26 protein-coding genes, 1 tRNA gene and 1 other RNA gene are annotated in these 25,220 nt (G+C 59.2%); 21 read left to right on the top strand and 7 right to left on the bottom strand.

Translation table 11 applies throughout. The features are described 5' to 3' along the window. The first annotated feature begins 25 nt into the window (after positions 1 to 25). The 17 genes from hisD to R2940_17245 all read left to right on the top strand — a co-directional run bounded on the left by hisD (position 26) and on the right by R2940_17245 (position 16,518). Positions 26 to 1,318, top strand: coding sequence for a histidinol dehydrogenase (hisD, locus tag R2940_17165; protein MEZ4601522.1), 1,293 nt, complete (start codon positions 26 to 28; stop codon positions 1,316 to 1,318). A 31-nt stretch (positions 1,319 to 1,349) separates the two neighbouring features. After that, positions 1,350 to 1,940 carry an imidazoleglycerol-phosphate dehydratase HisB gene (gene hisB, locus R2940_17170; protein ID MEZ4601523.1) on the top strand — a complete coding sequence of 197 codons (591 nt, stop codon included), beginning with the start codon at positions 1,350 to 1,352 and terminating at the stop codon, positions 1,938 to 1,940. Between the two features lies 1 nt (position 1,941). After that, complete coding sequence (hisH, locus tag R2940_17175) at positions 1,942 to 2,571, top strand: imidazole glycerol phosphate synthase subunit HisH (protein MEZ4601524.1); 630 nt, start codon at positions 1,942 to 1,944, stop codon at positions 2,569 to 2,571. Between the two features lie 154 nt (positions 2,572 to 2,725). Then, positions 2,726 to 3,454: a 1-(5-phosphoribosyl)-5-[(5-phosphoribosylamino)methylideneamino]imidazole-4-carboxamide isomerase gene (gene hisA, locus R2940_17180; GenBank protein ID MEZ4601525.1), complete on the top strand. Its 729-nt coding sequence runs from the start codon at positions 2,726 to 2,728 to the stop codon at positions 3,452 to 3,454. Positions 3,455 to 3,585: 131 nt separating this feature from the next. Further along, a complete protein-coding gene (hisF, locus tag R2940_17185) occupies positions 3,586 to 4,353 on the top strand; it encodes an imidazole glycerol phosphate synthase subunit HisF (protein MEZ4601526.1) in 768 nt (255 codons plus the stop codon). A 12-nt stretch (positions 4,354 to 4,365) separates the two neighbouring features. Then, positions 4,366 to 5,031 (top strand): phosphoribosyl-ATP diphosphatase, encoded by a 666-nt coding sequence (locus tag R2940_17190; protein MEZ4601527.1) that lies wholly within the window; start codon positions 4,366 to 4,368, stop codon positions 5,029 to 5,031. Positions 5,032 to 5,131: 100 nt separating this feature from the next. After that, complete coding sequence (locus R2940_17195; protein MEZ4601528.1) at positions 5,132 to 5,578, top strand: GatB/YqeY domain-containing protein; 447 nt, start codon at positions 5,132 to 5,134, stop codon at positions 5,576 to 5,578. A 25-nt stretch (positions 5,579 to 5,603) separates the two neighbouring features. Continuing rightward, on the top strand, positions 5,604 to 6,131 hold the full coding sequence (locus tag R2940_17200; GenBank protein ID MEZ4601529.1) for a CvpA family protein: 528 nt from the start codon (positions 5,604 to 5,606) through the stop codon (positions 6,129 to 6,131). Positions 6,132 to 6,172: 41 nt separating this feature from the next. Next, positions 6,173 to 8,530, top strand: coding sequence for an endonuclease MutS2 (locus R2940_17205; GenBank protein MEZ4601530.1), 2,358 nt, complete (start codon positions 6,173 to 6,175; stop codon positions 8,528 to 8,530). After that, the gene (gene dnaG / locus R2940_17210; GenBank protein ID MEZ4601531.1) at positions 8,527 to 10,335 is read left to right on the top strand and encodes a DNA primase; all 1,809 of its coding nucleotides are present in this window, start codon (positions 8,527 to 8,529) and stop codon (positions 10,333 to 10,335) included. Before R2940_17205 ends, dnaG begins: the two co-directional genes overlap by 4 nt. An 85-nt stretch (positions 10,336 to 10,420) precedes the next feature. After that, positions 10,421 to 12,175, top strand: coding sequence for an RNA polymerase sigma factor RpoD (rpoD, locus tag R2940_17215; protein ID MEZ4601532.1), 1,755 nt, complete (start codon positions 10,421 to 10,423; stop codon positions 12,173 to 12,175). Between the two features lie 65 nt (positions 12,176 to 12,240). Then, positions 12,241 to 12,316, top strand: a tRNA-Ile gene (locus R2940_17220). A gap of 130 nt (positions 12,317 to 12,446) precedes the next feature. Beyond that, positions 12,447 to 13,571 (top strand): Nif3-like dinuclear metal center hexameric protein, encoded by a 1,125-nt coding sequence (locus tag R2940_17225; GenBank protein ID MEZ4601533.1) that lies wholly within the window; start codon positions 12,447 to 12,449, stop codon positions 13,569 to 13,571. A 65-nt stretch (positions 13,572 to 13,636) separates the two neighbouring features. Continuing rightward, entirely contained in the window at positions 13,637 to 14,347 is a 711-nt protein-coding gene (locus tag R2940_17230) for a C4-type zinc ribbon domain-containing protein (protein MEZ4601534.1), read from the top strand. Positions 14,348 to 14,374: 27 nt separating this feature from the next. Then, positions 14,375 to 14,811, top strand: an RNA gene (gene rnpB / locus R2940_17235) — RNase P RNA component class A. Between the two features lie 105 nt (positions 14,812 to 14,916). Then, positions 14,917 to 15,465, top strand: coding sequence for a hypothetical protein (locus tag R2940_17240; protein MEZ4601535.1), 549 nt, complete (start codon positions 14,917 to 14,919; stop codon positions 15,463 to 15,465). Positions 15,466 to 15,489: 24 nt separating this feature from the next. Then, positions 15,490 to 16,518, top strand: a complete 1,029-nt coding sequence (locus R2940_17245) for a TIGR00730 family Rossman fold protein (protein ID MEZ4601536.1) — start codon at positions 15,490 to 15,492, stop codon at positions 16,516 to 16,518. 85 nt (positions 16,519 to 16,603) lie between these two features. Here the strand turns inward: R2940_17245 and R2940_17250 are convergent, their stop codons facing one another. From R2940_17250 to R2940_17260, 3 genes are all read right to left on the bottom strand, one after another. Next, positions 16,604 to 16,987 (bottom strand): molybdenum cofactor biosynthesis protein MoaE, encoded by a 384-nt coding sequence (locus R2940_17250; protein ID MEZ4601537.1) that lies wholly within the window; start codon positions 16,985 to 16,987, stop codon positions 16,604 to 16,606. 130 nt (positions 16,988 to 17,117) lie between these two features. After that, the gene (locus R2940_17255; GenBank protein MEZ4601538.1) at positions 17,118 to 18,263 is read right to left on the bottom strand and encodes a HAMP domain-containing sensor histidine kinase; all 1,146 of its coding nucleotides are present in this window, start codon (positions 18,261 to 18,263) and stop codon (positions 17,118 to 17,120) included. A gap of 37 nt (positions 18,264 to 18,300) precedes the next feature. Next, positions 18,301 to 19,452 (bottom strand): ATP-binding protein, encoded by a 1,152-nt coding sequence (locus tag R2940_17260; protein ID MEZ4601539.1) that lies wholly within the window; start codon positions 19,450 to 19,452, stop codon positions 18,301 to 18,303. Positions 19,453 to 19,641: 189 nt separating this feature from the next. Here R2940_17260 and rpsA point away from each other — a divergent pair, with 189 nt between their 5' ends. Next, on the top strand, positions 19,642 to 20,859 hold the full coding sequence (rpsA, locus tag R2940_17265) for a 30S ribosomal protein S1 (GenBank protein MEZ4601540.1): 1,218 nt from the start codon (positions 19,642 to 19,644) through the stop codon (positions 20,857 to 20,859). A gap of 63 nt (positions 20,860 to 20,922) precedes the next feature. On the opposite strand, the gene R2940_17270 is transcribed toward rpsA, so the two are convergent. The 4 genes from R2940_17270 to tsaA form a co-directional block, all read right to left on the bottom strand. Then, complete coding sequence (locus tag R2940_17270; protein MEZ4601541.1) at positions 20,923 to 21,372, bottom strand: FKBP-type peptidyl-prolyl cis-trans isomerase; 450 nt, start codon at positions 21,370 to 21,372, stop codon at positions 20,923 to 20,925. Positions 21,373 to 21,403: 31 nt separating this feature from the next. Further along, entirely contained in the window at positions 21,404 to 21,652 is a 249-nt protein-coding gene (locus R2940_17275; GenBank protein MEZ4601542.1) for a DUF1653 domain-containing protein, read from the bottom strand. A gap of 107 nt (positions 21,653 to 21,759) precedes the next feature. Then, positions 21,760 to 23,115, bottom strand: a complete 1,356-nt coding sequence (gene purB / locus R2940_17280) for an adenylosuccinate lyase (protein MEZ4601543.1) — start codon at positions 23,113 to 23,115, stop codon at positions 21,760 to 21,762. A 131-nt stretch (positions 23,116 to 23,246) separates the two neighbouring features. Continuing rightward, entirely contained in the window at positions 23,247 to 23,771 is a 525-nt protein-coding gene (gene tsaA, locus R2940_17285; GenBank protein MEZ4601544.1) for a tRNA (N6-threonylcarbamoyladenosine(37)-N6)-methyltransferase TrmO, read from the bottom strand. A 92-nt stretch (positions 23,772 to 23,863) separates the two neighbouring features. Here tsaA and R2940_17290 point away from each other — a divergent pair, with 92 nt between their 5' ends. The 3 genes from R2940_17290 to R2940_17300 are packed head-to-tail and all read left to right on the top strand — an operon-like array spanning position 23,864 to position 25,167. Beyond that, complete coding sequence (locus R2940_17290; protein MEZ4601545.1) at positions 23,864 to 24,010, top strand: hypothetical protein; 147 nt, start codon at positions 23,864 to 23,866, stop codon at positions 24,008 to 24,010. Positions 24,011 to 24,057: 47 nt separating this feature from the next. Next, positions 24,058 to 24,672 (top strand): YiiX family permuted papain-like enzyme, encoded by a 615-nt coding sequence (locus tag R2940_17295; protein ID MEZ4601546.1) that lies wholly within the window; start codon positions 24,058 to 24,060, stop codon positions 24,670 to 24,672. A gap of 57 nt (positions 24,673 to 24,729) precedes the next feature. Further along, a complete protein-coding gene (locus R2940_17300) occupies positions 24,730 to 25,167 on the top strand; it encodes a nuclear transport factor 2 family protein (GenBank protein ID MEZ4601547.1) in 438 nt (145 codons plus the stop codon). The last annotated feature ends 53 nt before the right edge of the window (positions 25,168 to 25,220 follow it).

Genomic DNA, 25,220 nt, shown 5'->3' on the forward strand with positions numbered 1-25,220 from the left:
GGAAAAAAGAGGAAGGGCAGGGGGCATGATCCAGATATTGCGTTTTGACGATCCCGGCTTCGAGAGTGCTCTGCAGGCGATCATTGCCCGCGGCGAAGCGCCGCCGCAAGGAGTGGAGGAAGCCGTCCGGGAGATCGTTGCCGCCGTTCGTCAGGAGGGCGATGCAGCGTTGTGTGCCTATACCGCCCGGTTCGACGGCCTGGAATTGTCACCCGCCACCCTGGAGGTCACGCCCGCTGAACGCCGCCAGGCATTGGTTTCCGTGAGCCCTGAATCCCTGGCCTGCCTGCGCCTGGCGGCCGAACGGATAGAACGTTTCCATGCCCGGCAAAAGGAAAAGTCCTGGCTGTCCACTGATGAGGAGGACCTGCTTCTCGGTCAGATGGTCCGGCCCCTCGACCGGGTCGGCATCTATGTCCCTGGCGGCAAGGCCAGCTACCCTTCATCGGTGCTGATGAACGCCATCCCGGCCAAAGTTGCCGGGGTCGGGGAGATCATCATGGTGGTGCCGATGCCGGGTGGGGAGGTCAATCCCCACGTGCTGGCCGCAGCGGAACTGGCGGGGGTCGATCGTATCTTCCGCATCGGTGGGGCCCAGGCGGTAGCGGCCCTGGCCTTCGGCACCGAAAGTGTTCCCCGGGTCGACAAGATCACCGGCCCCGGCAACATCTATGTGGCCACAGCCAAGAAGCAGGTTTTCGGTCAGGTCGACATCGACATGATCGCAGGCCCCAGCGAAATCCTGGTGATCAACGACGGCAGCGGTGAACCGTCCCATATTGCCGCCGACCTGCTGTCCCAGGCCGAGCACGACGAACTGGCATCCAGCGTGCTGGTCACCACCAGCGACGATTTCGCCGGCAAGGTGCGCCAGAGTCTGCAGGAACAGCTCGCAGCACTGCCCCGGCAGGAGATCGCGCGGCGTTCCATAGACCGTTACGGGGCGATCATCGTGGCGGGCGATCTGGAGGAAGCGATCGCTTTCAGCAACCGCATCGCTCCGGAGCATCTCGAACTGGCCGTCGACGACCCCTTCGCCATTTTGCCGAAAATCCGGCATGCGGGGGCAGTTTTCATGGGGCATCATACCCCTGAGGCGGCAGGCGATTACCTGGCCGGACCCAATCACACCCTGCCCACCGGCGGGACGGCGAGATTCTTCTCTCCTCTGGGAGTTGAGGATTTTGTCAAAAAGTCGAGCATCATTTCCATGAGCCGCGCCGGATTGGAGCGGCTCGGCGATGCTGTCGTGCACCTGGCGGGGCTGGAAGGGCTCGATGCCCATGGACGTTCGGTATCCATCCGGCTCAGAGGGTAAGAGCCGGGAACTATTGAAAGGGGGGAGCGACATGACACGCACCGCGATGATCGATCGTCAGACCCGGGAGACCCGGATCAAGCTGACGCTGGCGCTGGATGGTAAAGGCAGTGGCAAAATCGCCACGCCCGTGCCCTTCATCGACCACATGCTCTGCCTGCTGGCGAAACACGGTTTTTTCGATCTCGAGATCCAGGCGGAAGGGGACGTGGAGGTCGACGACCACCACACGGTCGAGGACCTCGGCATCTGTCTCGGCGAAGCCTTCAAGCAGGCCCTCGGCGACAAGGCCGGCATCCGGCGCTACGGCCATGGGCGGGTGCCGATGCATGAGGCCCTGGCTACCGTGGATGTCGATTTTTCCGGGCGCCCGCATCTGATCTTCAAGGCCGATCTGCCCAAGGCAAAGGTCGGGACCTTCGATGTCGAACTGGTCGAAGAGTTTTTCGTCGCCTTCTGCAACCATTCCGGAGCCAATGTCCATGTCACCGTGGATTACGGCGACAACCTACACCATATCATCGAGGCCATCTTCAAGGCCTTTGCCCGGGCCCTCGATCAGGCTACCGGGTTCGATGCCCGGATCTCCGGGGTAATGTCGACCAAGGGGAAGCTGGAGTAGCATGAGCAAGCGGATCGTCATCATCGATTACGGCATGGGCAACCTGCGGAGCGTGCAGAAGGGCTTCGAAAAGGTCGGTTTCGACGCGCGGGTGACCGATGACCCGAAACTGATCGAGGGGGCCGACCGGCTGGTTCTGCCGGGCGTCGGCGCCTTTCAGGACTGCATGGACAACCTCCGCGACGGCGGTTTCATCGAACCGATCCTGCGGCATGTCGACTCTGGAAAACCCTTCCTGGGCATCTGTCTCGGGCTGCAGCTGCTGTTCACCGAAAGCGAGGAATTTGGCCTGCACCAAGGGTTGGATATCATCCCAGGACGGGTGAGGCGGTTCCCGGCAGAGCTGCAATCGGCGGGGGTTCCCCTCAAGGTTCCGCACATGGGCTGGAACCAGATCGACATCCGCAGCCAATCGCCCTTGTTCCAGGGGTTGGCCGGAGGCGAATCGGTCTACTTTGTCCACTCCTATTATGTCGACCCGGAGGATCGGGCCGTGGTTTCCAGCACCACCGACTACGGCATGACCTTCTGCTCCAGCATCTGGCGGGACAACGTTATGGCTACCCAGTTTCATCCGGAAAAGAGCCAGCAGGTGGGGCTGCGGATTTTGGAGAACTTCGGCAGGTTGTAAACCAGAGCGAAAGAAGATCGTCAAAGAGCAGGGCACACGGACGCACACGGACTGTCACGGACCTGCACGGACCAAAACTTGTCCATGTTCGTCCATGTTCGTCAGTGTCAGTCCGTGTCAGTCCGTGTGCCCTTGCCCTAAGGAAAGGAAACCAATGATCGTCATTCCCGCTATCGACCTGAAAGAGGGCCGTTGCGTCCGACTTGAACAGGGGCTCATGGACAAGGATACCGTCTACAGCGATGATCCTGCCGGCCAGGCGCTGATCTGGCAGGAGCAGGGGGGCGAACTGCTGCATATCGTCGACCTGGACGGCGCCTTTGCCGGCGTGCCCCGCAACGGGGAGGCGATCAGGGCCATCGTCGAGGCGGTTTCCATGCCCACCGAGCTCGGCGGCGGCATCCGCGACCTGGCGACGGTGGAAGCCTATCTCGACCTCGGGGTCGGCCGGGTCATCCTTGGCACGGTGGCCAAGGAGAATCCGGCGCTGGTGGCCGAGGCCTGCCGTCTGTTTCCCGGCCGCATCGTGGTCGGCATCGACGCCAAGGACGGCCTGGTGGCGGTGCGCGGCTGGGCCGACGTCACGGAAAAACGGGCCACGGAACTGGCCAAGGAATTGGAAGGCTACGGCGTTGAGGCGATCATCTACACGGATATCGCCCGCGACGGCATGATGCAGGGACCCAACATCGAGGCCACCCGGCAACTGGCCGAAGCCATCTCCATTCCGGTAATCGCCTCGGGCGGAGTTTCCTGCCTGGACGATATCTCCCGGCTGATGGCCATCGAATCCAGCGGCGTATCCGGGGTCATCACCGGCAAGGCCCTCTACAACGGCAGCCTCGACCTGCGCGCCGCGGTGGCGATGACTAAAAAGCAGTAGCTCGTTGCTGGTGGCTAGGGGCTAGTAAAATCTTTACTAGCAACCAGCAACCAGCAACCAGCAACGAGCAACAAAAAATTTATTCAAACCTTGAAATCGCCCCCGGGCGTACTTATTTTGAGACATCAACCATGCTGACCAAACGAATCATACCTTGTCTGGACGTAAAGGACGGAAGAGTGGTCAAGGGGGTGCAGTTTCTGGAGCTGCGCGACGCCGGGGATCCGGTCGAAGCTGCCGAAGCCTATGATGAGCAGGGAGCTGACGAACTGACCTTTCTCGACATCACCGCCTCCAGCGACAAGCGGAACATCATTCTTGACGTGGTGGCCCGCACAGCCGAGCGGGTTTTCATGCCCCTGACGGTTGGCGGCGGCATCCGCGAGATTGCAGATATCCGCAACCTGCTCAATGCCGGAGCCGATAAGGTTTCGATCAATACCGCCGCGGTGCATCGTCCCGAATTCGTTCGGGAGGCGGCTGAACGCTTCGGATCCCAGTGCATCGTGGTGGCCATCGATGCCCGCAGGGTTACCGGTTCCGATCCCCAGGCCTGGGAGGTCTATACCCACGGCGGCCGAAACCCTACCGGGATCGACGCCGTCGCCTGGGCCGAGAGGATGGCCGATTATGGAGCGGGTGAGATTCTGCTCACCTCCATGGACTGCGATGGCACCAGGGACGGATACGACCTGGCCCTGACCCGCACCATCAGCGACCAGGTTTCGATTCCGGTCATCGCTTCCGGCGGTGTCGGCAATCTCGAACACATCTATCAGGGCCTGACCGAAGGCGGCGCCAGCGCTGCTCTGGCCGCCAGCATCTTTCATTTTCGCGAATATACCATCCGCGAATGCAAGGAATACCTGCTGGCGCGCGGCGTTCCGGCGCGCCTTTAGGGGGAGGAATAGATGTCCCTTGCCCGACTCAAATTCGACGGAGACGGTCTGATCCCGGCCATCGTGCGCAACGCCGCGAGCGGCGAAGTGATGCTTTCCTACCTCAATGCCGAGGCGGTCGAGATGACGCAGGCAACAGGCTTGCTGCACCGCTATTCCCGGTCCGCCGGCAAAGTCGTCCAACCGAAACCGGGGGCCGGCCAGCGCGTGCGGGAGGCGCGTCTGAGCTGCGGCGATGACTGTCTTCTGCTGCTGGTCGAGCAGGAGGGGCAGGGTTTTGACGCCTTCAAAACGTTGTTGTGGCAGGACGAATCTTCTGCAGATTCCATCGCAGTGACTCGGGATATTCTGGCCGCCATCTACCAGGTGATTCAGGACCGCAGGGACAATCCTTCCGAAAAATCGTATGTTGCCTCATTGTATGCGAAAGGGTTGGACAAGATACTCGGCAAGATCGGAGAGGAAGCGACGGAGACGGCTGTCGCCGGCAAGGGTGGCGACGTCGATTCTGTGGTGTACGAGACGGCCGATCTGTTCTTTCATGTGCTGGTGCTGCTCGGATATTATGATTTGCCCCCGGAACGGATCTACGCCGAGCTGCGGCGACGGTTCGGCCTGTCGGGGATCGAGGAAAAGGCTGGCCGAAACGCTGCTGCACCGGAGCCCCCTTCGAAATAGCCGTTTCTTTTGTGGTTGGTCTTTCGTATAATAAACCGTTTATCGGGAGGGGGCCGGTCAGCCGGTCGCCTTTTTGTGCTTTCACAAAGGATAGGGACAGATGAGCCTTAAGGAGCGGTTGAACGACGCAATGAAAGAGGCCATGAAGGCCAAGGACTCCCTGCGCCTGAGCACTATCCGACTGATCCGGTCGGCGATCAAGAATCGGGAGATCGATGCCCGCCAGGAACTGGATGACGCAGGAGTGATCGACGTCCTGAGTTCGTTGGTCAAGCAGCGCAAGGAATCGGCTCAGGTCTATCGCGATAACCAGCGCCCGGAACTGGCGGAAAAGGAAGAAGCCGAACTGGCGATTCTGCAGGAATATCTCCCGGCGCAACTGAGTCTGGAAGAGCTGGGGACGCTCATAGACGAGACCATAGCCGAGCTTGGCGCCTCCTCGCAGAAGGATATGGGGCGGGTGATGAAGGTTGTCAGTGCCCAGACCAAGGGGAGGGCTGACGGCAAGGTGGTCAGCGAGATGGTGAAGGAGCGCCTTTCGGGCTGAATCCGATCGGCCGGGGAGGTCCGGAATGAACCTGCTGGATATCACCATACTGGCGATGCTGGCTGTATTCGTGCTCAAAGGATTGTTCCGCGGCCTGCTCCGGGAGCTCTGCTCCCTGGCGGGGCTGTTCGGCGGGCTTTTTCTGGCTGTACGCTATCATGCCCCCCTGGCCGAACTGCTGGTCGACGTCCTGGGCTGGCCGGCCAAGGCCTGCATCATTATCGCCTTCGTCGCCCTGTTTCTGCTGACGGTCGTTTTCTTTGGTCTGCTTGGTTTTCTGCTGTCGCGGTTCGTTAAGTTGCTGTTTTTGGGCGGTTTTAACCGGGTGGCCGGCGGTCTGTTCGGGCTGGTGCAGGGAGGGTTGCTGGCGACCCTGGTGCTGTTCGCCCTGAATCGCAGCCCACTGCCGCAGATCGCTCGGAACGTTTTCGATCAGTCGCAACTGGCACCGCCTTTTGTCCGCTTCGGCGAAATCCTGCTCCAGCAGGGGCGGGAAGCTGCCGGCAACCGGGAGATGCAGACCAGGGATGGCAACATCACGAAACAGATCTGATCTGTCGGTCTGCCGGTAAGGTTGAAACATTCAGGGAGCCAATGATCGACGAAACCCTCCGGGTTCTGGAGTATGACAAGGTCAGGCAATTGCTGGCGGGATTCTGCGCCACCGCCCCCGGGCGGGATCTTGCTTTGGAGATGCAGCCGCTGGAAGGCACCAACGCCGTCTCCGAGGGGCTGGCCGAAGTCTCCGAGATGCGGGCACTGCTGGAAGAGATCCGCCGTCCTCCCGTCGGTGGCAGCCGCGACCTGCGGGATGCCCTGCGGCAGGTACGGACCGAAGGCGCCTGGCTGACTGCCGAAACCTTGCTGGAGGTGTCGTCGAGCATCGATGCTGCCCGGGAATGCCGGGCCTATCTCGCCGGCCGGCCGGAGACCCCGCTGCTCACCGCTCTCGGAGCACAGCTCGATCCCTGCTCCCTCTTGCGGGCCCGGATCGGGGAAAGCATCGGCAGCCGGGGAGAAATCCTGGACAGCGCCTCCTTCGAGCTGGGTGACCTGCGTTACGAAATCCGTCGCCTGCGTGCGAGGATCAGGAAGTCCCTGGAAGACCTGCTGATGGCAGAGCGCTATGAAGGGGTTTTCCAGGATCGCCTGATCACCGAACGCAATGGCCGTTACGTGGTGCCGGTAAGAGCCGATCATCGGGGGCGAATCAAGGGTTTCGTCCATGACGAATCGGCCAGCGGACAGACCCTGTTCCTGGAGCCGACCGCGGTCCTCGACTGGAACAATCAGCTTCAGGCCCAGCTCCGCGCCGAACAGCGGGAGGAGGAGCGTATCCTGCGGCGGCTTGCCGACCTGGTGCGGCAAAATGCGGCAGGACTGCAGCGCAACCAGGAAATCCTGGCCCGACTTGATTTCAAAGCTGCAGCAGCGCATTTCTCCCGGCTGTGCGACGGCGTGGCCCCCAGGCTTAGCAGTTCTCCATTGATCGAGCTGTACGGCGCCCGTCACCCGCTGCTGATGTTCGAGCCAGACGGCACTCCCCGTGGCCATACCGCTGTTCCGATCGACCTGCGGCTCGGAGTAGAAAAGGACACGCTTGTGATCAGCGGTCCGAACACCGGCGGCAAGAGTGTGGCGCTGAAAACGGCCGGCCTGCTGGTGCTGATGGTCCGGTCCGGACTGCATCTGCCCTGCCGGGAGAACAGCCGAATTTTCCTGTTCGACCGTGTTTTTGCCGACATCGGCGATGAGCAGAGTATCGAGCAGAGCCTGTCAACCTTTTCAGGTCACCTGGCGCGCATCCAGCGGATACTGAGCCGGGCCGACAACCGGTCCCTGGTGCTGCTGGACGAGGTGGGCACCGGGACCGATCCGGCCGAGGGGGGCGCCCTGGCCATGGCGGTCCTTGACGAGTTGCGGGAAATCGGGGCCAAAACCCTGGTGACCACCCATCTCAACCTGGTAAAGAGCTACGCCCTGCTCGAAGAGCGGGTGGAAAACGCGGCGGTGGAGTTCGACGCCGTGACCCTGGCCCCGACCTACCGTCTCCATTACGGCATCCCAGGGGCCAGCAAGGCTTTCACCATTGCCCGGCGGCTCGGCCTCTCCGACAAGGTCCTGGCCCGGGCGGAGAGTTATCTCGGCGAAGGGGAGCGAACGGGTCTCGAACTCATCGAGAAGGTCAACCGGCAACAGCACGAGCTCGAACAACAGCTCGAGGAGGCCCACCGCTTCAAGGGCCGGGCCCGGGAAGAGCGGGAGAAACGGAAGCGACTCCTGCTGGAACTGGAGGAGCAGAAACAGTCCATCCTGAACAAGGCTCAGCAACAGGGCGAGCGACTGGTCCGGGACGCCGAGCGGAAAATAAAATTGCTGTTCCGTGAGGCGGCGAAAACCGTCGATGTGCCCGAGCAGGCACGGTTGACCGGCGAGATCCGGGAGGTGCGGGAAACCCTGCGTCCGAAGCAAGCACCGAGCGGGCCGAAAAAAGCCCTGATTGCTCCCCGGGTGGGAGAGCTGCTGCGGATTCCGACCCTGCGGACTGAGGGCGAGGTGATTCAGTTGCAAGGGGATCAGGCCGAACTTTCCGTTAAGGGAAAGAAGCTGCGCCTGCCTCTTGACTCCCTCGAGCAGTTTTCCCCGCGGCGTTTCGCCGCTACGCCCGGAGGCGGCGGGGTGAGGAGCCGCATCGAGCGGGACGGTTTCAGCCCGAAGCTGGTTCTGGTGGGCAAACGGGTCGACGAAGCCCTGGTTCTGCTGGAACGGTTCGTTGATGACGGCCTGCTCCACCACATGGAAGAGCTGGAGGTGGTGCACGGCGCCGGGGAGGGCGTGCTGCGGCGGGCGGTGCGGGAATATCTGCGCGGACACCAGGAAGTCAAGGGCTTTCACGCTGCGGCCATTGGCCAGGGAGGGGACAATGTAACCGTTGTCCAGTTGCGTCGATGACCGCCAGCCATTTTACGGAAAATACGATCCAGGAAATCCGGGATCGGGCCGATATCGTCGATTTGATCTCCTCCTACCTGCCCCTGAAGCGGTCGGGGGTCAATCATCTCGGCCTCTGCCCTTTCCATGCCGAAAAGACGCCTTCCTTCAACGTCAACGCGGCACGGCAGTTTTTTCACTGTTTCGGCTGTGGGGTCGGGGGGGATGTTTTTTCCTTCCTGATGCGCATGGAAGGGCTGTCCTTTCCGGAAGCAGTCCGGCGTCTGGCCGATCGAGTGGGGGTGGACATCCCCGATGAAAAGGCCACACCCGAAGAGGAGCGGCGCCGGGAAGAGCGGGAGCGGCTGCTGCGGATCACGGAAGTGGCCTGTGAATTTTACCACCGTATGCTGTTGGAGGAGCCCGAGGGAGCAGCGGGGCGACGATATTTGCGCCAGCGCGGCTTCGAGGGTGACATGGTGCGGCAGTTTCGGCTCGGATTTGCACCGGATCGCTGGCGGGCTCTGGCCGAGCATCTGGCCGGCAAGGGATTCGATCCCAAATGGGCGCGGGATGTCCTCGGTCTGATCCGTTCCAGGGAAGGACGGGAAGATTACGACCTGTTCCGGGGGCGGCTGCTGTTTCCCATCGAGGACAGCCGCGGCCGGGTGGTGGCTTTCGGGGGGCGGGTGCTGGACGACACTCTGCCCAAGTACATCAACTCGGCCGAATCGCCCATCTATCACAAGGGACAGATTCTTTACGGCCTGTACCAGGCCCGCGAGGCCATGCGGCGCAGCGGCGAGGCGATCGTGGTCGAGGGCTATTTCGACCATCTGGCCCTGTACCGGGCCGGCTTCACAAATGTCGTGGCGACGTGTGGCACAGCCCTGACCCCTGACCATGCCCGGCTGCTCAAACGCTACTGCCAGCGCCTTCTGCTCCTGTTCGACCAGGACAAGGCCGGACGCAAGGCGGCCTTCCGGGCCATGGATGTACTGCTGCCGGAAGCCATCTCCGTATCGATGGTCGATTTGGAAGAGGGAGAGGATCCAGACTCCTTTCTGGCCCGGCATGGTGCGGAAGCCATGCGGAACAGGATGGCTTCCGCCCGGCCCGGGCTTCAGGTGTTCATTGAGGCATGCATGGAGAATTACGGTCCCAGCATCGAAGGCAAGGCCCGGGCGGCTGAAGAAATTCTCGGCAAGCTGAAATTGCTGCCAGGGGCCATTGAGCGGGACCTGTATCTGAAGGAGTTGGCACGGACCACAGGGGTGGACGAAGTGCTTCTTAAAAGCCGGCTTGGCCGGTCTTCCGGCCAGATCGTTGAACCCCGGCAGCCTGTGGATCGCCCGAGAGCTGTGCAGGCGAAGGTGCCGAAAACGGTAAAAAGTGCCGGACAAAAAGCACAGGAATACTTGTTGCATTTAATGAAGGCCGATGAGGCCTGGTGCCGCAAGGCGGCCGAAGTGACCCCCGACCTGCTCTTTGCGAATCCAGACTGCCGTGCCGTTGCCGAAAGTTTGATCGCCTGCCGTGAACGGGGTCTTGAGTTCGACCAGGGGCTCTTTTCGGAAGTCTTGAGCGAGCCCCAAAAATGCTTGTTATCAGGTATCATAATAAAAGATGATCAGATTCTGGCCGATGATCCGGCCCAGATATTCGATGACTGCCTCAAAGCGGTCGGAAAAGAACGGTTGAAGATCCGCTACCAGCAATTACAGGACCTCATCAGGCAGGCCGATGCAGAAAACGACGCGGAGCAGCTTGCCGCCTGGCAGCGTGAAGCGGTCGAGGTTCTGATGAAGATAAAGAGACCCAATTGAGTTATAATTCAACTCTCAAGATCTGAAAGCAGGATTTAGAAAACAGAATCCCCGGCGGAGGGGGATCTAGAGGAGAAGACATAGAATGTCCAAAAAAACCGGTATGGAAGAAGTCCAGCAGCTTATCGACCTGGGGAAGGAAAAGGGCTACCTGACCTACGATGAGGTTAACGACATCCTTCCGGAGAGCATGGTCTCTTCCGATCAACTCGATGACGTCATGAGCATGTTCGGCGAGATGGATATTGAGGTCGTCGATTCGGAGCAGAAAGTCGCCCTGCGGAAAAACCAGAACCCGGAAGAGGATGCGGGCGAGGAGGAGTCGGAGGAGGATACCGAATTTGAAGCGGGTGTCCTTGGCCGGACCAGTGATCCGGTCCGCATGTATCTGCGGGAGATGGGCCAGGTGTCCCTTTTGACCCGCGAAGGCGAAGTGGAGATCGCCAAACGGATCGAGGACGGCGAGGCGCTGGTGACCCGGGTCATCATGAAGACCCCGATCGCTTTCAAGGAAGTCATCGCTCTGGGAGAAAAGCTCGTCAAGGGACAGATCGGCGTAGCCGAGATCACCAAGGAGTTCGAGGAGGAAGAAGGTCTCGAAGCCGAAGAGAGACAGCGCCAGAGGATTCTGGGGTTGATCGAACAGATTCAGGTCAAAAACGAGCAATTCCTTGAACTGCGCCAGGAACTGACCACTGCGGGCCCGACCGAAAAGGACGATCTGGAAACCCGCAGCAAGGAACTCAAGGCCCAGATCGGCGATCTGATGCGGGAGATCCGGCTCAAGGATTTCCAGGTCGACAAGATTGTCGATCGTCTCAAGGAACTCGCCCGACAGGTGAAAAAGGGGATGGCCGAGGTGGATGCCTGCGAAAAGGAACTGTCCCAACCCCACAAGGAGATCAAGCGGCTGTTGCGCAGGATGCGCAAGAGCGACGAGGACGCCCATCAGATCAGCCAGGAACTCAACGTGCCGGTCGACACCCTGCTGGTGGTGGAGAAACGTTTGAAGAGCGCCCAGCGCAAATTCAAGCGGGTCGAGGAGGAATCGGGGTTTGCCCCCGAGGAATTGCTGGAATCCCTCAAGGAAGTGCAGAAGGGGGAATGGCGGGCCAAAGCGGCCAAATCCGAGCTGGTAGAGGCCAACCTGCGCCTGGTGGTCTCCATCGCCAAGAAATACACAAACCGCGGCCTGCAGTTTCTCGACCTGATCCAGGAAGGGAACATCGGTCTGATGAAGGCGGTGGACAAATTCGAATACCAGCGCGGCTACAAGTTTTCCACCTACGCCACCTGGTGGATTCGTCAGGCGATCACCCGCGCGATTGCCGATCAGGCCCGCACCATCCGCATTCCGGTGCACATGATCGAAACCATCAACAAGCTCATCCGTACCAGCCGGCAGCTGGTGCAGGAGATCGGCCGCGAGCCGACCCCTGAGGAGATCGCCGAGCGGATGGAACTGCCCCTGGAGAAGGTGCGCCGGGTGCTGAAAATTGCCAAGGAACCGATCAGCCTGGAGACGCCGATCGGCGAAGAGGAAGATTCCTCCCTGGGCGATTTCATCGAGGACAAGGGAGTCGTTTCGCCCCTGGAGGCGGTCATCAAGGGCAATCTGTCCGATCAGACCTCCCGGGTGCTGGCGACCCTGACTCCGCGCGAGGAAAAGGTTCTGCGCATGCGGTTCGGCATCGGCGAAAAATCCGACCATACCCTCGAGGAGGTCGGTCAGGATTTCGCCGTCACCCGCGAACGTATCCGCCAGATCGAAGCGAAGGCCCTGCGCAAGTTGCGGCATCCCAGCCGCGCCAAGCGTCTTAAGAGCTTTGTCGAGACCTGACGAGTTCGAGGATGAAAATCCTTGACAGTGTTTGGCCGACAACATACACTGAAAAGCTGATTTTCGGGCCTATAGCTCAGCTGGCAGAGCCACCGGCTCATAACCGGTCGGTCCCAGGTTCGAATCCTGGTGGGCCCACCACATGGGCGTGAGATGAGTCGAACACTCATATCGACATAACGACAATCAGAGCAGTGCCGGGAGTGCAACGACCCAGTTGCACTCTTCTTTTTTTCGTTCAGGTAAGGCGAAGGAAACAGAACTCTTCGGAATGAAGGAAAAGATTTCTCGCATACAGGATCTCGTCGGGCTGCTTCATGCTCTCTATCCTCCGGCTCTTGCAGAGAGTTGGGACAATGTCGGGCTTCAGGTCGGCGAGCCTCAAACCCCGGTTTCCCGAGCGCTGGTTTGTCTCGATCCCTCCGCCGGCGCTCTTGCTGAAGCGTCGAGGGCTGCTGCCCAGGCTCTGGTGTGCCATCATCCCCTGATCTACACCCCCCTGCGGAGTCTTGTGCCGGTCGATGAAACCGGCCGTTTGTTGTTTCAGGCGGTTCGGGACGGGATTGCCATTCTGGCTGCGCACACAAACCTCGACCGTGCCCGCGATGGACTCAACGACTGGCTGGCCGAAGCGCTCGGTGTGGAGGAAGCCGTTCCGCTCCAGACTGGTGCAGACGATTTGCTCAAGCTGGTGGTCTATGTCCCTGCCGGTTACGAAAAGCGTGTGGCCGACGCCCTGTTTCAGGCTGGTGCAGGCCATATCGGCAATTACGACTGCTGCTCTTTTCGCAGTGAAGGAACGGGCACATTCCGACCAGGTTCCGGCAGCGACCCCTTTTCAGGATCTGTCGGGGAGCAGAACAGCGTCCGGGAGCTGAGAATGGAAACCATCCTCCCCAAGGAACGGATGCGTCGGGTTGTCGACCGGATGGTCAAGGCCCACCCCTATGAGGAAGTGGCCTACGATCTGATCCCCTTGGTCAACCGCCGGACGGAAATCGGCCTCGGCCGCATCGGCATACTGCCTCGACCGACCACCCTGGCCTCCTTTGCAGAAGGGGTCAAGCAGGCCTTGAGCTGTCCGGCGTTGCGACTGGTGGGTGCGCCGGACAGAAAAGTCCAGAAGGTCGCACTTTGCGGCGGCAGCGGCTCCTCACTGCTGGCTGAGGCTGTGCGCCAGGGAGCCGACGTACTGGTCACGGGTGACGTCAAATACCATGATGCCCGGAATGCGGAAAACCAGAATCTCGCCCTCATCGATGCCGGTCATTTTGCCAGTGAGCAGCTGATGGTCGGCAGGTTGGCCGAGGTTCTTCGCAGAAAGGCCGCCGAGCGGGGTATGCACATCGAATTTTTGGAGTACAAGGGGGAGGAAGATCCTTTTACAGTGATCTGAATCCCTTTTTTTTCGGGTAAAACGCTCGAAAAACCGCAAATGAGAGAATGATTGGAGGCAATTACGTGGAAGAACAGATGCAACTTCTCAAGAACCTGCAGGGCCTCGACCGGGAGCTGGGTCGCCTTCGCGAAAATCGGCAGAAGCTCGAAAAGGAGCAACTCGAAATTGGTGCCGACCTGGAGCGGATTCAGACCATGATCGACAGTCTCACCGCCGATATCGAGTTGATCGAAGCGCAGCGCGAAGAACTTCGCAAGTCTCTGAATCTGGAAAAGGCCAATGTGGAAAAAGCCGAGGGCAGGCTCCCTGAGATCAAGACCCAGAAGGAATATCTGGCGGTGCTCAAGGAGATTGATGCCGCCAAGAAGGTGAACAAGGATCTCTCCGACCGGATCCAGGAAAAGGAAAAGGAGATCGGCGCTCTCGAGCAGGAAAGGAAAGAAAAGCAGGAGTCGCTGGACGCCTTGAAGGAGCAGGTCAGGGAGCGCTGCGAAGAAATTCGCCAATCGCTCCAGGATTCCGAACAGGTTCTGGCCGAAAAGAACAGTCAGCGCGATACCCATCTCGAGCCGCTGCCGGTGCCCCTGCGCAAACGCTACCAACTGCTGATGGAGCGCCGGGCCGGTATTGCGGTTGTGGAAGCCAGGAACGGTACCTGTCTCGGTTGCAACATGCATCTGCCGCCCCAGTTGTTCAACAGCTTGTTTCGGTCCCAGGAGATCCAGTGCTGCCCGCACTGCAATCGCCTGCTGTATGTGGAAAAGGAAGACTGATTCAGGCCGATCTTCATTGGAATGGCCGGAGAAGGACAGATGATCGCCGCCTGCCCAGGCAGGGGGAGGAAAGTCCGGGCTCCGCAGGGCTGGATGGTTCCTAACGGGAACCGGGGGTAACCCCAGGGAAAGTGCCACAGAAAGCAAACCGCTCCGCCTTCGCCGAAGCTCGACGGAGCAGGCCGCCTTCCAGAAAGGTGGTTTGCGTCGAAGTTCGGAGGCGAAAACGGAGTAAGGGTGAAAGGGTGAGGTAAGAGCTCACCAGGTCCGGTGGTGACACCGGATGCTCGGTAAACCCCATCCGGAGCAAGGCCAAATAGGGGAGCGTTTGAGGGCGGCCCGTCCGAAGCTCCCGGGTTGGCTGCTTGAGGCCGCCGGCGACGGCGGTCCTAGAGGAATGATCATCGCCCCGGCAAGGGTAACCGACCCGGGGAACAGAACCCGGCTTACGGACTTCTCCGGCCATTCATTTTTCGGGTAGGAATCCGCCCGCTTTTCAATCCCGAAACATCTTTGGATGCTTTTTTCAGAAATCGGCGCTTCCAGGGCGCCGTTTCCATAGACGAACTATGGTCAGTGACCTTCAACGCAATCAACGGCTCTGGGAGCGCTCCCTTGCCGCCGTAAGTCAGGAATTGGAAACCCTCGATCGGGAAGACAGAAAGTGGATCGTCGACAGGATCAATGAAATTGCGGTGATGCAGGGGCAGATCGACGAGCTGTTTCGCCTTGCCGATGGGCCCAAAGCCTGCCGACACTGCTCGGGGGCCTGCTGCGACAGCGGAAAAAACCATTTTACCCTGGCCAATCTGCTGGCTTTTCTTGTTGCGGGAGAACCCCCTCCAAAACCGGATTTTTCGCTGCCCTGCCCCTTCCTTGGTGCAACGGGCTGCCGTATCGAACCCTGTCGACGGCCCTTTAATTGCATCACCTTTGCCTGTGAGCCGGTCCTGAATTTCCTTGGCGGAAAAGACCGGGAAAACTATTTTGCGCTGGAGAAGGCCCTGCACCGGCTTTATCGGGCATTTGACCGCCGCTTTGCCGGTAGCAGCCTCTGCGGTCTATTCATCCGCGCCGAAGGCCTTTCCGGCCGACCGTTTCTCGGGACACCGGCCTGACTGAAGTCAAAGGGGAAAATTTGCATGGATATTCATTTTGCCCGCGTCAACAATCACCTTGACGAATTGATCGACGATCTGTTGCGCGCCACTGAGGTCAATCATCCCGAGCTGGTCCGGGAGATGATCATCAGCGCACTCAAGGCCGGCAGGGAGACGGATTACCTGGCGGACCTCAAGCTGATGCGCACCACCATGAAGGAGATGCGCTACACCAACAAGCTGTTCGGACCCTACCGCCGCCGCAAGAAGGTGACGATCTTCGGTTCGGCCCGGACCCTGCCGGAGGAGCCGATCTATGCAAAATGTGTCGATTTCAGCCGGATGCTGGTGGAGCGGGGGTATATGGTCATCACCGGCGGCGGGCCCGGCATCATGCAGGCCGGCAATGAGGGCGCCGGCGCCGAAAACTCCTTCGCGGTGAATATCCGGCTGCCTTTCGAGCAGGAGACCAATCCGGTCATGTCCGAAAGCGAAAATGTCATTACCTACAAATATTTTTTCAATCGCAAGGTCGCCTTTCTGAAGGAGGCGGCGGCGGTCGCTCTGTTCCCCGGCGGGTTCGGAACCCTGGATGAGGCGATGGAGACCCTGACTCTGATCCAGACCGGGAAGAACCCCCCGATACCGCTGGTGCTGATCGATGAGGAAGACGGCGACTACTGGGAAAAGTGGCTGAAATTCGTCAAGGATCCCCTGTTCAAGCGCGGCCTTATCTCCGGCGAGGACTTCAGTCTCTTCTCGATTACCCGGGATCCGGTGGAGGCGGTGCGCATCATCGACGATTTCTACCGGGTGTACCACTCCATGCGTTTTGTCGGCAAAACCCTGGTGATTCGCCTTTACAAGCCCCTGAACCCGGAACAGTTGGAAATGCTGGAGGGCGAATTCCCGGAAATCAAGGAACCGGGAAGTCATTTGCAGATCACCGGCCCGCTCCCGGCCGAAAAGGACCAGCCCGATCTGCTCCCCCTGCCGCGGCTGACCTTTGAATTCGATCGCCGCAGCTACGGCCTGCTCAAGGCCTTTATCCGGCGGATCAATTCCTTTTAGACGGCCACCGATCCCGATCACCAGAAGTGAAAAAGCCGGGGAGACCTCCCCGGCTTTTTCACTTATGCTATACGCTCATCCAGGATCAACAGACCCCGATTTCCGTTTTTTTGATGGTCGACATCTTTTTCAGATGGCTGATGCCGTGCTGGCAGGCGTCAAAGGCATCGACGCTGTTGGGGGAAGAGGTTGCCACCAGGGAGATGATTTCGCCGGACTTGAGGCAGCCCACCCGTCTGATCAGCAGCACGTCTTCCAGCTCCCACTGTTGCAGCAGATGTTCGGCAATGGTCTGCATCTCCGTTTCCATGTCCCCGTTGCGGCGGTATTCGACGCCTTGGGTGGCTGCCTGGTTGTGGGGCGTTTCCTTGACCACGGCAAAGTGCAAAAGTACCGAACCCGCGGTGTTCCTTGCGAGCAGATCGTAAATCTTCCCGGGTTGAATCGCTTCCTCGACGACAAGAACCATCTGGCTTCCTTTCAGAAATGAAAACGGGTTTTGAAGCGGGCCGAAATGAAGGCTCATATTATCCACAGGGGACCGGGTGTTGCAACCACGAATCCGACCGACCGGCAATAAGCAGGTCGAGCATAAGGTTTTACACGGCCGCCTTCAGCGGATAGCTGGCCAGAAAGGTGGTGCCTTCCTCCGCGCGGCTGATAAAAGAAACCTCGCCGCCTAGACGGGAGCTCAACAGGCGCAAACTGTAGGTGCCGAGACCTCGACCTTCGCCCTTGGTGGAAAAGGATCGTTGAAAAATCTGCAGCTGGACCTCGGGGGGAATGACTCCGGGGTTGTTCACCCTGAATTCCAATCGCCCGTCCACGACGCGGTATCCGGTTGTGACCGTCTCTCCAGGACAGCAGGCTTCAAGGGCGTTTTTCAGCATGTTGCCCAGGACCCGCCCGAGCAGGGTCCGGTCACTGAAGAGAGTCAACTCGGGGGTGGGTCGGATGATGGACACTATGCGTCCTTCGGCAATGGGGTGGCGGCGGTAGATTTCCACCGTCTGGTGCAGAAACTGGTCGATGCGAATCGGTTCCGGCCGAAGCTGCAGTTCATTGTTTTCTGCGGCCGACAGGATGCGCTGGGTCTCGATTTCATCGATGGTCTGTTCGGCCGCGACTTTTATCAGGCCGTAGATCGCTTCCCTGTCCTCCGACCTGTAGGACTGCAAAAGTTCGGCAAAGCCGCGGATGCTGCCGACCACGTTGAGGATATCGTGAAAAAACAGTCGCTCCAGAACCCGCCGCCGCTTCTGGTGGCTGATGTCGCTGATGGCCAGCACCGTGAAGGTCTCGCCCGAGTGGATCAACGGCGTGGCCCAGACCTGCAGATCGAGGCACTCCTGCTGCCCGTTCACCATGCGGGTTACCCGGCACTCTCGAACTTCCTGCCGACCCTGCAGCCCGCCCAGAACGGCCAGCACCGCCCCGCAGGTGCTGCACGCTTCGGCAGTGCCGCAGCCGCCCGGGGCCGCGGCAGCATGCAGGCAGTTCAGGGCTTCTCCCGGGCGCAGGCCGTGCACCAGGTTTTTGTCCCCGGAGGCGATAAGGTCCACCAGGGTCTGGTTGGCGTAGACGATCTGGCGATGGCGGTTCAGAATCATCAACAGGGAGGGAACGGCGTCGAGCAGCTTCCGGGTCAGGGATGCATCGGCGAAAAATTCGATCTGTTGCCTCAGTGTTTCGAAGGGAACACGATCGGCAGGGGCAAAAAAGGTTAAAGGTTCCGATGTCGGCATGGCTACGGTGTCCTTTTTTTCGATATGATTCCGGCGACTATTCCGTAGCCGAAGACAGGGGATGAAGGATGGTGAACAGCGTCCCTTTGCCGATGCTGCTGGTGAAGGAGACCTGAATTCCCATGTGATTGCCGAGCAGCCGCAGACTGTAGGTGCCGAGGCCGCGCCCGGGGCCTTTGGTGGAAAACGAGCGCTGAAAGATTCGCAACTGGACCGGATGCGGGATGTGACCGGGATTGTGAATGTTGAAGCGCACCTGATCACCGACAATGTCGCTGCCGACGGTGACGGTTTCTCCCGGGGAACAGGCCTCAAGAGCGTTTTTGATGGCGTTCCCCAGCACCCGGCGCAGAAGGGTTCTGTCGCTGACCAGGATCAGTTCCGGGCTGCGGTCGTCCAGGTGCAGATGTTTCCCCCGGGCCGCCTCGTGCTGACGATAGAAGCCGACGGTCGTTTCCAGAAAATCCCCCAGGATCAGCGGTTCCGACCGCACCTGGAGTTCCTGGTTCTCTGCTTCCGACAGCAGCCGCTGGGTCTCGATCTCCTCGATGGTCTGGTCGGCAGCGGCCCTGATCAGGGCATAGATCTCCTCCGGATTGGGCGGATCGTGTTGCAGGAGATATTCAGCAAAGCCGCGGATACCGCCGGCGACATTCAGGATGTCGTGAAAAAAAATTCGTTCCAGGACCCGGCGCCTTTTTTCATGGCTGATGTCGGTAACGGCGAAAATGACGAAAGTTTCTCCATCGATGGTGAGAGGAGACGTGTTCACCCGCAGTTCGAGGGACTCGGGCAGAATTTCTTCGCGACTTCGGGAAACGCAGCACTCGCTTTCGTTCTGTCGGCCGCCAAGGCTGCAGAGAGTGGCCAGGATCGCTCCGCAGCTTTTGCAGGCCTCTGAGGTTCCGCAGCCTCCGGGCGTGTTGACAGACTGGTGGCAGTCGAGCACTTCTCCCGGACGACGGCCGTAGACCTCGCTTGCATCGGCGGCCGCCATATCCAGCAGACCTTTGTTTGCATAGACGATCTGCTGATGGGTATTGAGAACCATTAACGGGGTCGGGACGGCGTCGAGCAGGGTGCGATTCAGGGCGCCATCGGCAAACAGTGCAATCTGCCGTTTCAGATCCCAGGCTGTTGCCCGCTGATAGGAACAGGGGTTTTTGTCAAAACTTTGAGGGTCGGGCATTGTGCAATGATCCGTAATCTGCTTTTCTATCTTAAATACTGTAGTTGGGCTCCCGATGTCAACGCTGGGGGAAAGAGATGTTTTTCTCTCGGGTGTGAGGCCGGACTGCCGATGTTTCTTGCCGGGAGGGCAGGATCAGGCATATAATCGGGGACAAACAAATAAATCCGAATCTTGACGAGGCGTTACATGGAAGACTATCCAGACGGTTTTGACGAGAACGAAGAGGAACAGGATTCCGAGGACGAGGAAAGTTTTGCCGAAATGCTCGAGCAGAGCATGGTCGAGACCAGGGAACTGAAGCCCGGCCAGAAAGTCCGGGCGACAGTCCTGCAGATCGGCAAGGAATGGGTTTTTCTCGATGTCGGCCAGAAAGGCGAGGGGGTGCTGGAGGTCAGGGAGCTCCAGGACGAATCGGGCGCTCTGACCGCAGCCGTCGGGGACAAGGTGGATGTCTATTTCCTGTCCCGGACTGGAGGGGAACTGCGCTTTACCACCCGTCTCGGGGCCGGGGCGGCGGGAGCGGCTCAGATCGAGGAGGCCTGGCGCAGCGGCATACCCGTGGAAGGTCGTCTGGAAAAAGAGGTCAAGGGGGGATTCGAGGTGCGGCTTCCCGGAGGCATGCGCGCCTTTTGCCCGTTCTCCCAGCTGGGTTTGCGCCGGGAAGACTATCCCGAGTCCATTGCCGGGCAGAGCCGGTCCTTCAAGGTAATTCAGTTCGGCGAGCAGGGGCGCAATGTTGTCGTATCCCACCGGGTGATTCTCGAGGAAGAGCGCGCCCGGCAGCGGGACGCCCTGAAGGAGACCCTGAAGGAAGGGATGGTGGTCAAGGGTACCGTGACCTCCCTGAGGGATTTCGGGGCCTTCGTCGATATCGGCGGAATCGAAGGGCTGCTGCCCATTTCCGAGATCAGTTACGGGCGGGTCGAAAATCTCGGTGAAGTGCTACGGGTCGGGCAGGAACTGGAACTGGCGGTCAAGAAGCTCGACTGGGACGCCAACCGCTTCTCTTTCAGCCTGCGCGATACCCTGGCCGATCCCTGGAAAAAGGTCGGTTCCGTCTATGTCGAAGGCGCTGTTTATCACGGCAGGGTGGCACGTCTGGCACCTTTCGGAGCCTTTGTCACCCTGGAGGAAGGGATCGACGGTTTGGTGCACATCTCCAAGCTGGGAGCGGGACGACGCCTCAAGCATGCTTCCGAGGCTCTGCAGGCGGGTCAGGCGTTAGACGTGAAGGTGGAAAAGATAGAACAGGAGCAACGGCGCATTTCCCTCATACCGGTCGGAGGAACGGAAGAAGCCGAGCCGGCCGAGGAAAAGCCGACATCCTTTGTGGAAAAGCCCGCCTCCGAATCGATGGGCACTCTCGGCGATGTTTTGAAAAAGAAGCTAGATAAGAAGAAGTAAGCGGATTGCATCAACACGGCCCCCTGGCATAAACGGGGGCCGTTGTTGATGCAATTTGATCCCTTACAGAATTTCCACCAGTTCGATCTCGTAATGCAGGTCCTCGCCGGCCAGGGGATGGTTGGCATCGAAAGTCACCTCATTATCGTTGACCTCTATCACCATAGCCACCATGTTTTCCCCCTCCTCATCGGTGAGTTCGACCTCCTGGCCGACTTCCGGAAGAGATTCCGCGGGCAACTGATCCCGTCCGACGCTGAAAACGTTTTCATCATCATAGGGACCGAAGGCATTTTCGACCGGAATGGTGATCGTTTTTTTTTCTCCTGGGGACATTCCGATCAGGGCCTCCTCGATTTCGTCGAAAATCTCTTCGTCGCCAATGACCAATTCGTAGGGACCCGACTCTTCCTCGGTTTCGGGATCAATGGCGGTCGAATCGAAAACCGTACCATCCTGCAGGGTGCCGGTAAGATGGACCCTTACCCGATCGCCTTGTTTTGCCTGTGCCATGAGATTTATCCTTTTTAGGTTGGAGTTTCGTTCAACTGCTCAGGTTGTCGTTCTTTATTAAATCGGGTCTGTCGGCGACATAGCTGAATCGCGGCCGTTCCTGCCCCTCTTTTCCCACGGTGTCGAAGAACATCTTCGCCGGCCTGATCCAGGTTCCCTTGTCCCCATTAAGGGGCCGGTAAACCACGAACCATTCTTCCGTTTCACTGTGCCGGGCCAGATCGATGACTTCGTAGTAGCTGCCTTTGAAGTGGCGGTAAACGCCTTTTTTAATATCCATCGCTCATCACTTATTCAATGAGTGTAACAGGTTGCAAAATGTTTTCCTGAGAAGCGAAAAAGGGACCGCCGGCGCGATCCCTCTTTCGCCAAGCGGCTCCGGATAGTTTAATCCAGCAGGTCGACGATTTTCGGTGCCATGCCGGTGTAGCTTGCCGGAGTCAGGGCGAGCAGCCGGTCCTTGTCCTCGCGGGACAGGTCGAGGGACTCGACGAAGGCGCGGATCGTCTCCCGGTCGATGGCCTGGCCCCGGGTCAGGTCCTTGAGCTTTTCGTAAGGCTTTTCGATGCCGGCCTTGCGCATCACCGTCTGGATCGGTTCGGCCAGCACCTCCCAGGCATTGTCCAGATCGGCGGCCAGTTTTCCTTCGTTCAGCTTCAGCTTGCCAAGGCCTTTGAGGGTCGCGCGGTAGGCGATCATGCTGTAACCAAAGCCGACCCCCATGTTGCGCAGCACAGTCGAGTCGGTCAGGTCCCGCTGTAAACGGGAAATCGGCAGCTTGGCCGACAGGTGGCCGAAGATGGCGTTGGCCAGTCCGCAGTTGCCTTCCGAGTTTTCGAAGTCGATGGGATTGACCTTGTGCGGCATGGTCGAGGAGCCAACCTCGCCGGCCACGGTCTTCTGGCCGAAGTAGGCCATGGAGATGTAGGTCCAGATGTCCCGGTCGAGGTCGATGAGTATGGTGTTCCAGCGCGCGATGGCGTCGAACAGTTCGGCCATGTAGTCGTGGGGTTCGATCTGGGTGGTGAAAAGATTCTGCTTCAGCCCCAGTTCCTTCTCGATCACTCCCTTGGCCAGCCGCGGCCAGTCCACTTCCGGATAGGCCGACAGATGGGCGTTGAAATTGCCCACCGCGCCGTTCAGTTTGCCGAGGATTTCCACCTGGGCAATATTGCGGCTCTGCTTCTGCAACCGCGCGGAAAAAACCGCCAGTTCCTTGCCAAGGGTGGTCGGCGAAGCGGTCTGGCCGTGGGTGCGGGCCAGCATCGGTACGTCCCTGAAATCCTCCGCCAGCTTTTTGAGATGATCGACGATCTCCTGCTGCAGCGGCGTCAGCGCCGCCAGGCCGTCCTTGAGCATCAGCGCGTGAGAGAGGTTGTTGATGTCCTCAGAGGTGCAGGCGAAGTGCAGAAACTCCGAAATTTCCTCCAGCGAGGTGCCGGCGATCTTCTCCTTGAGGTAGTATTCCACCGCCTTCACGTCATGGTTGGTCACCGCCTCGATCTTCTTGACCTTCTCCGCTTCTTCGGGAGTGAAATCGGCAACGATGGCACGCAGAACCTTCTCCTCCTCCTCCGTCACCGCCCGGCACTCGGAAATTCCGGGCTCGGCACTCAGCGCCAGAAGCCACAGCACCTCGACCTTCACCCGGTTGCGCAGCAGGGCGTACTCGGAAAAGCATTCGACCAGTTCCGTCACCTTCGATGCATAACGCCCGTCCAGCGGGCTGACAGCCGTAATCATGGCAATCTCCTTCCGGTTTTGAACAAACCGTCACTATAGACGGAGCCGTGCATTTCTGCAATGTTTTCCTGGTTTTTTTGGAGAAACAGGACACGGTTCTTCCATGCATGTTTGTCCTGAAATTCGGAACCCTACCTGCTTTTGGGCCTGCGAGGTCCTGGCGCGGAATGACGTCCCAGCTTTTCGTCCAGATCGTCGATCCAGCCGGCCTTGGCGTCGGGGAAGGCGTCCGCGTAGGGGACGTAGGGTTTGATATCCAGCACAGGGGTGCCATCCAGGAGGTCCACGCCGCGAAGGTGCAGCGTCCTGCCTTCGATTTTGGCCAATTCCACCGCCGAAAGGCCGATGGAGTTGGGACGATGAGGGGAGCGGGTGGCCAGAACGCCCCGCTTCGGTCCACCCCGGGGCGGCTTGACGCTGCTTCTCCAGCCTTCACTCCGATGAAAGGCGAAGATGAGCCAAAGCCGCTCGAAACCGCCCAGATCCTGAAGGACTTTCTCGTCCAGCCAATCCTGAAGCTCAAGAGTGGCCAGCGCGAACTCTCCGGTTTCCGTGCCTTCCGCCACTGTGCTTTGATGGGGTGCATCGATACGCCGGGTATAGGGGGAGCGCAGGATGCCGATGGGGCGATAGGTGAAACAGCATTCTTGGGTCATGTCATGACATTCAACGGCAAACAGGCCACGGCTCGATCGTTGTCGTGCCGTTTGAAAATGAGCGGGTACCGCCTGCTCGAGCAGTCCCGGGAATGGCGGAGATGCTAGCGCAAGCGAAGGGTGGTGGCAATGAAAAATATGGAAAAGGTTCCCGTTGTTTAGGTGGCGGTTTCCTGCGGCGTTTTCTTGGTTCATCGATTCCAACAGGATATTTGTTTGATGTTGATTTATCTAATTAGGGAAAGGTAAAGTATGAAACATTTCGAGCTGAACAATAGGGGGAGTCTTGCAAAGAGTTCTTACATTTTTCGCACTTGTTCTTTTCGCACTTTCCGGCTGCGGGACCTCGTCCGCGGATCAGCTTCGGGATGGCGATATCATCTTCCACACGTCCCGCTCGTCCCAAAGTGCTGTCATTCAAGAGGCCACCCACTCCAGGTATAGCCATATGGGGATTATTTTTCACCGCAACGGCGAGCCGTACGTGTTTGAGGCTGTCCAGACCGTCCGTTACACTCCGCTGAAGCAATGGATTGCGCGAGGCCAGGATGGCCACTATGTCGTGAAGGGACTGCGCGAGGCCAGGCGCATATTGACTCCCGATGCAATCTCAAAGCTTCGCCAGGCCGCAGACAAGTTCCAGGGGAAATCCTACGACCTCACCTTCGAGTGGTCCGACGATCGTATCTACTGCTCGGAACTCGTCTGGAAAATATATGACCGCGGCGTTGGCGTCCGCATCGGCAACTTGCAGAAGCTCCGGGATTTTGATCTGACCGACGTCGCCGTAAAGGCGAAGATGAAAGAGCGATATGGAAATCACGTTCCCATGGAAGAGACGGTCATATCCCCGGGGGAGATGTTTTCCTCCCAACTTTTGACGATAGCTGCAAAACATTGAAAGGGACCAGGGACGTTTCTGGCAGAGAGCAGGTTCAATATCAAAGGGGGAGGCACCATGATAGGAGCCATTATCGCAAAGAAAAAAGTTAGAGCGGGCCTGGAAGCGCTGAACCGGCGCGATGTTTCCACGTTTTTATCGTCCTGGGCGGACAATGCTGTCTGGCATTATCCGGGCGATTTGCCGGTCGGCGGCAGATTCGTCGGCAAGCAGGCCATCAGGGGCTGGTTCGAGAACCTGATGCGGCAGATGCCCCAGTTGAAGTTTACCGTACACAGCGTCAGCGTTTCGAACGTGTTCGATCTGATCGGCAACAATGTGGCAGCAGCTCACTGGGAGGTGGATTTCACCAACAGGGACGGCCATCGTTTGCAATACAAAGGGGTGGCGGTCCTCACGATTAAAGGTGGAAAGGTCGTCGAGGGAGCGGATTTCCTGTTCGCCATGAACGAGCAGATCGGGCGCCTGTGGGGCGATTCGAAGCCTACGCCGTAATATGAGACCGGGCGGTTTTTGTTCGAGGCCAAGGGGAAATCGAATTGAATGTC

The sequence above is a fragment of the Syntrophotaleaceae bacterium genome (genome assembly GCA_041390365.1).
GTDB lineage: Bacteria > Desulfobacterota > Desulfuromonadia > Desulfuromonadales > Syntrophotaleaceae > JAWKQB01.